Origin of the sequence: Pseudomonas syringae (assembly GCF_021606685.1) — a bacterium.
Classification (GTDB): Bacteria; Pseudomonadota; Gammaproteobacteria; order Pseudomonadales; family Pseudomonadaceae; genus Aquipseudomonas; species Aquipseudomonas syringae_R.
On the sequence record NZ_WKCB01000125.1, the window covers coordinates 1 to 10,265 of the forward strand.

General features: G+C 61.9%; 9 protein-coding genes. 8 read left to right on the forward strand and 1 reads right to left on the reverse strand.

Annotated elements, in window-relative coordinates:
- Positions 1-419 (reverse strand): GlcG/HbpS family heme-binding protein (locus tag GIW02_RS26345; RefSeq protein ID WP_236422192.1); only part of this gene is annotated, 419 nt, incomplete at its 3' end.
- A gap of 256 nt (positions 420-675) precedes the next feature.
- On the opposite strand from GIW02_RS26345, the gene gcl reads away from it, so the two are divergent.
- The 8 genes from gcl (at position 676) to GIW02_RS26385 (ending at position 10,153) form a co-directional block, all read left to right on the forward strand.
- Positions 676-2,451: a glyoxylate carboligase gene (gene gcl / locus GIW02_RS26350; protein WP_236418566.1), complete on the forward strand. Its 1,776-nt coding sequence runs from the start codon at positions 676-678 to the stop codon at positions 2,449-2,451.
- Between the two features lie 10 nt (positions 2,452-2,461).
- Entirely contained in the window at positions 2,462-3,244 is a 783-nt protein-coding gene (gene hyi, locus GIW02_RS26355; protein ID WP_236418565.1) for a hydroxypyruvate isomerase, read from the forward strand.
- A gap of 166 nt (positions 3,245-3,410) precedes the next feature.
- A complete protein-coding gene (locus tag GIW02_RS26360; RefSeq protein ID WP_236418564.1) occupies positions 3,411-4,301 on the forward strand; it encodes a 2-hydroxy-3-oxopropionate reductase in 891 nt (296 codons plus the stop codon).
- A gap of 189 nt (positions 4,302-4,490) precedes the next feature.
- Positions 4,491-5,771: a glycerate kinase type-2 family protein gene (locus GIW02_RS26365; protein ID WP_236418563.1), complete on the forward strand. Its 1,281-nt coding sequence runs from the start codon at positions 4,491-4,493 to the stop codon at positions 5,769-5,771.
- On the forward strand, positions 5,761-7,176 hold the full coding sequence (pyk, locus tag GIW02_RS26370; RefSeq protein ID WP_236418562.1) for a pyruvate kinase: 1,416 nt from the start codon (positions 5,761-5,763) through the stop codon (positions 7,174-7,176). Before GIW02_RS26365 ends, pyk begins: the two co-directional genes overlap by 11 nt.
- Before the next feature lie 135 nt (positions 7,177-7,311).
- Complete coding sequence (locus GIW02_RS26375; RefSeq protein WP_236418561.1) at positions 7,312-8,187, forward strand: urea transporter; 876 nt, start codon at positions 7,312-7,314, stop codon at positions 8,185-8,187.
- Positions 8,188-8,218: 31 nt separating this feature from the next.
- A complete protein-coding gene (locus GIW02_RS26380) occupies positions 8,219-9,043 on the forward strand; it encodes an ion transporter (RefSeq protein ID WP_236422193.1) in 825 nt (274 codons plus the stop codon).
- A gap of 105 nt (positions 9,044-9,148) precedes the next feature.
- Complete coding sequence (locus GIW02_RS26385) at positions 9,149-10,153, forward strand: sulfate ABC transporter substrate-binding protein (protein ID WP_033897617.1); 1,005 nt, start codon at positions 9,149-9,151, stop codon at positions 10,151-10,153.
- The last annotated feature ends 112 nt before the right edge of the window (positions 10,154-10,265 follow it).

Here is a 10,265-nt window from a genome sequence, read left to right on the forward strand (position 1 = left end):
GCCAACAACCCCACCCCCTCGATCGCCGTGATCGCACATTGCTCGTCAATGTCCGACGTATCCCCACTGATCCCGATCGCCCCCAACACCACACCCTGCTGATCCCGAATCAACACCCCACCCGGTGCCGGCACCACGCTGCCCTGCCCCAGGCTGTTCAACGCCGCGATAAACGCCGGGCGCTGCTGCGCGTCCAGCGCCAACAGCCGTGAACCCTTGCCCAAGGCAATCGCGCCCCAGGCCTTGCCGATGGCGATCTGCGGGCGCAGCAGGCTGGCGCCGTCTTCGCGTTGCAGGGTAATCAAGTGGCCGCCGCTGTCGAGCACCGCGATGGTCAACGGCGCGGCCGAAATCGTGCGGCCTGCGGTAAGGGCCTGACTGGTCAGTTGGGTGGCTATTTTCAAGGTTAAAGCGCTCATGGTGCCGTCCTTCTTTTGTTATTGGGAATGCGGTGGAGGTCTGAAGGATCAGATGCTCGATCAAACAAATAGAACACAATGGCATTTGATTTTGTATACAATGTTTTCGCACAAACACTCCATACGTCGAAAAATTGCGTTCCGACGAACGAAAAGGTCAAAGAATAAAATGCATTGACCTGCGCCGCTCGCCGTGAATACACTTTGGCCAGACACCACTTGTATACAATTACAAAACGCAAGAGGCACCAAAATCATGAGCAAAATGAGAGCAATCGAAGCCGCCGTCCTGGTGATGCGCCGTGAAGGTGTCGATACCGCCTTCGGTATCCCAGGCGCCGCGATCAACCCGCTGTATTCGGCCTTGCAGAAAGTGGGTGGCATCGATCACGTCCTTGCTCGCCACGTTGAAGGCGCCTCACACATGGCCGAGGGTTACACCCGCACCAAGGCCGGTAATATCGGTGTGTGCATCGGCACCTCGGGCCCGGCGGGCACCGACATGGTCACTGGTCTGTACAGCGCCTCGGCCGATTCGATCCCAATTCTGTGCATCACCGGCCAGGCCCCGCGTGCGCGGATGCACAAGGAAGACTTCCAGGCCGTGGACATCACCAGCATCGTCAAGCCGGTGACCAAGTGGGCGACCACCGTGCTCGAACCCGGCCAGGTGCCCTACGCGTTCCAGAAAGCCTTTTATGAAATGCGCTCCGGTCGCCCCGGCCCGGTGCTGATCGACCTGCCGTTCGACGTGCAGATGGCCGAGATCGAATTCGACATCGACGCCTACCAGCCGCTGCCGCTGGCCAAGCCTCTGGCCACGCGCATCCAGGTGGAAAAAGCCCTGGCCTTGCTCGACCAGGCTGAACGCCCCTTGCTGGTGAGTGGCGGCGGTGTGATCAACGCCGACGCCAGCGAGCTGCTGGTGGAGTTCGCCGAGCTGACCGGTATCCCGGTGATCCCGACCCTGATGGGCTGGGGCACCATCCCCGACGATCACCCGCAAATGGTCGGCATGGTCGGCCTGCAAACCTCCCACCGGTATGGCAACGCGACGCTGCTCAAGTCAGACGTGGTGCTCGGTATCGGCAACCGCTGGGCCAACCGCCACACCGGTTCGGTGGAGGTCTACACCGAAGGGCGCAAGTTCATCCACGTCGACATCGAGCCGACGCAGATTGGCCGCGTATTTACCCCGGACCTGGGCATCGTGTCCGACGCCGGTTCCGCCCTGACCCTGTTCATTGAAGTCGCCCGCGAGTGGAAAGCCGCCGGCAAGCTCAAGGACCGCAGCGCCTGGCTGCACGACTGCCAGCAGCGCAAAGCCACCCTGCACCGCAAAACCCACTTCGATAACGTACCGGTCAAGCCGCAACGCGTGTACGAAGAAATGAACCAAGTGTTCGGCAAAGACACCTGCTACGTCAGCACCATCGGCCTGTCGCAGATTGCCGGCGCGCAATTTCTGCACGTCTACAAGCCGCGCCACTGGATCAACTGTGGCCAGGCCGGCCCATTGGGTTGGACCATCCCGGCGGCACTGGGCGTGGTCAAGGCCGACCCGAGCCGCAAGGTGGTGGCGCTGTCGGGCGACTATGACTTCCAGTTCATGATCGAAGAGCTGGCCGTGGGCGCGCAGTTCAAGCTGCCGTACATCCACGTGGTGGTGAACAACTCCTACCTGGGGTTGATCCGCCAGGCCCAGCGCGGTTTTGAGATGGACTACTGCGTGCAGCTGTCTTTCGACAACCTCAACGCGCCGGAACTCAACGGCTATGGCGTGGACCACGTGACCGTCGCCGAAGGCCTGGGCTGCAAAGCATTGCGTGTGTTCGAACCCGGCCAGATCGCGCCCGCCCTGCGCCGCGCCGAGGAAATGATCGAAGAATTCAAGGTGCCGGTGATTGTTGAGATTATTCTGGAGCGCGTGACCAATATTTCCATGGGCACCGAGATCAACGCCGTCAACGAATTCGAAGATCTGGCACTGGTCGGCAACGACGCACCAACTGCCATTTCCCTGCTCGATTAAGGAGAACCCTATGCCGCGCTTTGCCGCCAACCTGTCCATGCTGTTTACCGAGCAGGACTTTCTCGCCCGCTTCAAAGCCGCCGCCGATGCCGGTTTCGAAGGCGTGGAGTACCTGTTCCCGTATGAATTCAGCTCCGCCGAAATCAAGGCGCAACTCGACGCCCATGGCCTGACCCAGGTGCTGTTCAACCTGCCGGCCGGTGACTGGGCCAAGGGCGAGCGCGGCGTGGCGTGCCACCCGGACCGTGTCGAGGAATTTCGCGCCGGGGTCAACCTGGCCATCGCCTACGCCCAGGTGCTGGGCAATACGCAGATCAACTGCCTGGCGGGTATCCGGCCTCAGGGCGTTGACGACGAAACACTGGAAAAAACCTTTGTCGCCAACCTCAAGTACGCCGCCGACAAGCTGCAAGCGGTGGGCATCAAGCTCGTGATGGAAGCGATCAACACCCGCGACATCCCGGGTTTCTACCTGAACAACACCGCGCAAGCCCTGTCGATTCGCGAGCAGGTGGGCAGCGCCAACCTGTTCCTGCAATACGACATCTATCACATGCAAATCATGGAAGGCGACCTGGCCCGCACCATGGCTGCGCACCTGGGTGAGATCAACCATATCCAGTTGGCGGACAACCCTGGGCGCAACGAGCCGGGCACCGGCGAGATCAACTACCGCTTCCTGTTCGAGCATCTGGACCGCATCGGCTACACGGGTTGGGTCGGCTGTGAATACAAGCCGCTGACCACCACCGAGGCGGGTTTGGGTTGGCTCAAGACCCATAACGCCATCTGACAGGCACGACACAAAACCAAATGTGGGAGGGGGCTTGCCCCCGATAGCGGTGCATCAGTCGACACAAATGTTGAATGAAAGACCATCGGGGGCAAGCCCCCTCCCACATTTGAATCTCCTGTGTTGGGCAGACCCTGCCACATCGAATAACAAGAGGATTTTCTTCATGGCTAAAATCGGATTTATCGGCACCGGCATCATGGGCCAACCCATGGCCGCCAACCTGCAGAAAGCCGGTCACCAGTTGTTCCTGTCCGAGCACCACGGCAAGGCCCCGGCCGAGCTGATCGCGGCAGGCGCCGTGGCCCTGGCCAACCCGCAGCAAGTTGCGCAGGAAGCCGAGTTCATCATCGTGATGGTGCCCGACACTCCGCAGGTCGATGACGTGCTGTTCCGCGCCGACGGCGTCGCTGCCGGTTTGTCGCCGAACAAGGTGGTGATCGACATGAGTTCGATCTCGCCCACCGCCACCAAGGCCTTCGCCGCGAAGATCAACGAGACCGGCGCGCAGTACCTCGATGCACCGGTGTCCGGTGGTGAAGTCGGCGCCAAGGCCGGCACGCTGAGCATCATGGTCGGCGGTGAACCGCAGACCTTCGAACGCGCCCTGCCGCTGTTCCAGAGCATGGGCAAAAACATCACGCGGGTCGGCGGCAATGGCGATGGCCAAACCGCCAAGGTCGCTAACCAGATCATCGTTGCGCTGAATATCCAGGCGGTGGCCGAAGCGCTGCTGTTCGCCTCGAAAAACGGTGCCGACCCGGCCAAGGTGCGTGAAGCGCTGATGGGCGGGTTTGCCTCGTCGAAGATCCTTGAAGTGCACGGCGAACGCATGATCAAAGGCACCTTCGATCCGGGTTTCCGTATCAACCTGCACCAGAAGGACCTGAACCTGGCCCTGGCCGGTGCCAAGGAGCTGGGCATCAACCTGCCGAACACCGCCGGCACCCAGCAGGTGTTCAGCACCTGCGCCGCGATTGGCGGCGGCAATTGGGACCACTCGGCGCTGATCAAGGGGCTGGAGCATATGGCGAATTTTTCGATTCGCGATAAGTAAGCAACATCGCTTTCCCTTTGAAATACGGCCAACTGTGGGAGGGGGCTTGCTCCCGATAGCGGTGCATCAGTCGACACCATTGCTGAATATAAGACGGCTTTCGGGAGCAAGCCCCCTCCCACATTTGATCGCATTCCAAACCAGAAATAGCTGCATCCCCAATAACAAGAATCCCCCGGGAGCCCGCTTATGTCGGTCGATCCGCAACACCTGCTTCGCGAGCTGTTTGCCACAGCCATCGACGCCGCCCACCCCCGGCAAGTCCTCGAACCTTACCTGCCCGCCGACCGCAGCGGCCGCGTCATCGTGATCGGTGCTGGCAAAGCGGCGGCGGCCATGGCGCTCGTGGTGGAAAACTGCTGGCAGGGTGACGTCACCGGCCTGGTGGTCACCCGCTATGGCCACGGTGCACCCTGCAAAAAAATCGAAGTGGTCGAGGCTGCCCACCCGGTCCCCGATGCCGCAGGCCTGGCCGTGGCCAAACGTGTGCTGGAACTGATCAGCAACCTCAGCGAAGACGACCGCGTAATCTTCCTGCTCTCGGGCGGCGGCTCGGCCTTGTTGGCCCTGCCCGCCGAGGGCATTACCCTGGCCGACAAACAAAGCATCAACAAAGCCCTGCTCAAGTCTGGCGCCACCATTGGCGAGATGAACTGCGTGCGCAAACACCTCTCGGCCATCAAGGGTGGTCGACTGGCCAAGGCGGCATGGCCGGCCACGGTCTACACCTATGCGATCTCCGACGTGCCGGGCGACCAGGCCAGCGTGATCGCCTCCGGCCCCACGGTTGGCGACCCAAGTACCTCGCAGCAAGCCCTGGCGATTCTCAAGCGTTACGGCATTGATGCCTCCGCTGCCGTGCGCAGCTGGTTGCAGAACCCCGCCTCGGAAACCGTCAAACCCGGCGACCCGGTGCTCGCGCGCAGCCACTTCCAGTTGATCGCCCGCCCGCAACAGTCGCTGGAAGCGGTGGCGGTAAAAGTCCGCCAGGCCGGTTTCAGCCCGCTGATCCTGGGCGACCTGGAAGGCGAAGCGCGGGACGTGGCCAAAGTGCACGCCGGCATCGCGCGGCAAATTGTGCAGCATGGGCAACCGCTGGCGGCGCCGTGCGTGATCCTCTCCGGTGGCGAAACCACCGTCACCGTGCGCGGCAATGGCCGTGGCGGGCGCAATGCGGAATTCCTGCTCAGCCTCACCGACAGCCTCAAGGGCCTGCCCGGCGTTTACGCCCTGGCCGGTGACACCGATGGCATCGACGGCTCGGAAGACAACGCCGGGGCGATCATGACACCCGCCAGTTATGCCCGCGCCGAAGCCCTCGGCCTGAATGCCAGCGACGAGTTGGATAACAACAACGGCTACGGCTACTTCGCCGCCCTCGACGGGTTGATCGTTACCGAGCCGACGCGCACCAACGTCAACGACTTCCGCGCCATCCTGATCCTTGAGAGCACCGCCCATGACGCCTGACAAGAAGGTCAAAATCCTCGCCACCCTGGGTCCGGCCACCGACGGTATCGATGACATCCGCGAGTTGGTGGAAGCCGGGGTGAATATCTTCCGGCTCAATTTCAGCCACGGCGACCACGCCGATCACGCCCAGCGCTACCAGTGGATTCGCCAGGTCGAGCGCCAGCTCAATTACCCACTGGGCATCCTCATGGACCTGCAAGGGCCCAAGCTGCGGGTCGGGCGGTTTGCCGAGGGCAAGGTGCAACTGGTGCGTGGCCAGGCCCTGCGCCTGGACCTGGACCCGACGCCGGGCGACCAGTGCCGGGTCAACCTGCCCCACCCGGAAATCATCGCGGCGCTGGAGCCGGGCATGGACCTGCTGCTGGACGATGGCAAGCTGCGCCTGCGGGTCATCACCAAACATGCGGACGCCATCGACACCACGGTGCTCAATGGCGGCGAGTTGTCCGACCGCAAAGGTGTAAATGTCCCACAAGCGCTGCTGGAACTCAGCCCGCTCACTGCCAAGGATCGCCGCGACCTGAGCTTCGGCCTGGAACTGGGCGTGGACTGGGTGGCACTGTCGTTTGTGCAGCGCCCGGAAGATATCCGCGAGGCCCGCGAGCTGATCGGCGACAAAGCCTTTCTGATGGCCAAGATCGAGAAACCCTCGGCCGTGCAGCGCCTGCAGGAAATCGCCGAACTGAGCGACGCAATCATGGTGGCCAGAGGCGACCTGGGCGTTGAAGTGCCCGCAGAGAGCGTGCCGCAAATCCAGAAAGACATCATCAGTACTTGCCGCCAACTGGGCAAGCCGGTGGTGGTGGCCACGCAGATGCTCGAATCCATGCGTTTCTCCCCGGCGCCGACCCGTGCCGAAGTCACCGATGTCGCCAACGCCGTGGCCGAAGGCGCCGACGCGGTGATGCTGTCAGCGGAAACCGCCTCGGGCGAGTACCCACTGGAAGCCGTGCAGATGATGAGCAAGATCATCCGCCAGGTGGAAAACGGCCCGGACTATCAGGCGCAACTGGACGTCAGCCGGCCCAAGGCGGATGCCACGGTGTCGGATGCCATCAGCTGCGCGATCCGCCGCATCAGCAGCATCCTGCCGGTGGCGGTGCTGGTGAACTACAGCGAGTCCGGCAGCTCCAGCCTGCGCGCAGCGCGGGAGCGGCCGGTGGCGCCGATCCTCAACCTCACTCCGAACCTGTCCACCGCGCGGCGGTTGAGTGTGGCGTGGGGCGTGCACTCGGTGGTCAATGATCGGCTGCGCCAGGTGGACGAGGTGTGTTCCACCGCGCTGGAGATTGCCCAGGCGCAGGGCATGGCGCAGCGCGGGGATACGTTGGTGATTACCGCGGGGGTGCCGTTCGGGCAGCCGGGGTCGACCAATTCGCTGCGCATAGAGACGTTGATTTAGCGTCTGTAAGGGCCTCATCGGGGGCAAGTCGAATCGTCGCACCGCCCCTCCCACACTTGACCGTGTTCACCTCAGTCCAATGTGGGAGGGAGCCTGCCCCCGATGGGTACAACTCGGTCCCACTGACTAACCATCATGCAAAACCAGACATGCCCTGACTGGGCCGAAGCCCTGCTCAACGGTTTCAGCCAGATCTTCCTGCAACGCCAGCCACTGTGCGGCCTGCTGTGCCTGTTGGCGATCCTGATCGGTGCTCCGGCCGTGCTCGGCGGGGCGTTGTTGGGTGGCGTCGCCGGTTTGCTCACGGCCCAGCGCCGGGGTTATCCCAAAGCCGAGCGCCAAGCCGGGCTGTATAGCTACAACGGTGTGCTGCTGGGCGTGTTGATCAGCCAGCACTTCGCCTGGTCGGCGTTGTTGCCGCCGCTGATCCTGGCGTGTGGCGGCCTGAGTGCGATGCTGACGCGGCAATGGTTGAAGCACGCCAGCCAGCCCAATGACTTGCCGGCCTATACCGCGCCTTTTGTCGGCCTCGGCTGGTTGTTGCTGGGCACAGTCCCACCCGGCACATTTGCCCTGACTGAGCCGGATGGGATTGGCGTACTCATCGCCCCCTTCACGGGCCTGGCCCAGGTCATGTTGCTGGACCAGCCTGCAGCCGGTGCCTTGATTGCGCTGGGCCTATGGTTGGCCAACCGCCGCGCCGCAGTCTGGGCGTTGGTTGGCGCCAGCACCGGCGTGTTGCTTGCACTGTGGCTGAAAGAACCCACCAGCGCCCTCCTCGGCCTGCACAGCTACAACCCGGCGCTGGCCGCCCTGGCCCTGAGCCAGACGCGGCGCCAACCCTGGCTGCCGTTGATCGGCATCCTGCTGGCGATCATCCTCACCCCAGGCTTCGCCGCCCTGCAGCTGCCCGCGCTGACCGCGCCGTTTATCCTCGCCTGCTGGCTGGTGCGCGCCAGCCAGCGAATGCTGCAGAAACCGCGCATGGACAGCCCCTACGAATCCCCCTAGGCTTGCTCGATCTTCGACTCAGGCAGGTTTTATGGACAGCAACAACGACTGGCGCCAGCGCCTCTACGTCATGGTTTTCCAGAGTGACACAGCGGCCGGGCGGCGCTTTGACGGCATTCTGCTGCTGATCATTCTCGCCAGCCTGGTGGTCGTGATGCTCGACAGCATCGACCAGGTACATCAGAACTACGCCAATGTGCTGGCCTATATCGAATGGGGCTTCACGCTGATCTTCGCCATCGAGTACGGCATGCGCCTGTACTGCTCGCCCAAGCCGTTGCGCTATGCGTTCAGCTTTTATGGGCTGGTGGACTTGCTAGCCATCGTGCCCGGCATCCTCGCGCTGTATTACAGCGATGCGCAGTACCTGTTGATCATCCGCATCATACGGATGCTGCGGATCTTCCGCGTGCTCAAGCTCAGCCCCTACCTCAAGCAGGCCAACTACCTGATGGCCGCGCTGCGGGGCAGCAAACAGAAGATCGTGGTGTTCCTGGTCAGCGTGTGCACCCTGGTCACCGTGTTCGGCACGTTGATGTACGTGATCGAAGGTCCGGAACACGGTTTTACCAGCATTCCCAAGGGCATCTACTGGGCAATCGTGACCCTGACCACCGTAGGCTTTGGCGACATCGTGCCCAAGACCCCGCTGGGCCAGGTGATCTCGTCGCTGGTGATGATCACCGGTTACTCGATCATCGCCGTGCCGACCGGGATTTTTACCGCCGAACTGGCCAGTGCCATGCGCGGCGAACAGCTGCAAACCGACTGCCCGGTGTGCAAGAAGAACAGCCATGAACCCAACGCGGCGTTTTGCTCGCGCTGTGGCAATGCATTATTTAAGAAAGTGGAATAAGCAAAGTGCGTTTTAATCTTTAAACGTCTATGCGGCGCCAGCTATAGTCGCTGGCAAATTGCCCTCACTCAATTGATAACCTTCTCGAACAACAAGGAATGAGCAGTGAAAAAACTCGTAAGCGCCTCTCTCCTGGCCGCCGGCCTTGCCTTGGCGGGTGCCGTCCAGGCTGCCCCCGTCACTCTGCTCAACGTCTCTTACGACGTGATGCGCGATTTCTACAAAGACTACAACGCCGCCTTCCAGAAGCACTGGGAAGCCGAGCACCCGAACGACAAACTGACCTTGCAGATGTCGTTCGGCGGTTCCAGCAAACAAGCGCGCTCGGTGATCGATGGCCTGCCGGCTGACGTGATCACCATGAACATGGCCACCGACATCAACGCCCTGGTCGACAACGGCAAACTGGTGCCGGACAACTGGGTCACCCGCCTGCCGAACAACAGCGCGCCGTTCACCTCCGCCACGGTCTTCATCGTGCGCAAAGGCAACCCAAAAGCCCTGAAAGACTGGCCGGACCTGCTCAAAGACGGCGTGCAAGTGATCGTGCCCAACCCGAAAACCTCCGGCAATGGCCGCTACACCTACCTGTCGGCCTGGGGCTATGTGCTCAAGAACGGCGGCGACGAAAACAAGGCCAAGGCCTTTGTCGGCAAGCTGTTCAAACAGGCACCTGTGCTGGACACCGGTGGCCGCGCCGCCACCACCACGTTCATGACCAACCAGATTGGCGACGTGCTGGTGACCTTTGAAAACGAAGCGGAAATGATTGCCCGCGAATTCGGCCGCGACCAGTTCGAGGTGATCTACCCGAGCGTCTCCGCCGAAGCCGAACCGCCGGTGTCGGTGGTCGACAAAGTGGTCGAGAAGAAAGGCACCCGCGTGGCGGCCGAAGACTACCTCAAGTACCTGTGGTCGCCGGAAGGCCAGGAAATCGCGGCCAACAACTACCTGCGCCCACGTGACCCCAAGGTGCTGGCCAAGTACACCGACCGCTTCCCGAAAGTCGACTTCCTGTCGGTGGAGAAGACCTTTGGCGACTGGCGCACCGTGCAGAAAACCCACTTCAATGATGGTGGGGTTTTCGATCAGATCTATTCCGGTCAATAACTGAAGAAACGCGGTTAAAAAAATGTGGGAGGGGCGGTGCGACGATTCGACTTGCTCCCGATAGCAGTAGTTCAGTCAGCTCATCTGTAACTGATCCACCGCTATCGGGGGC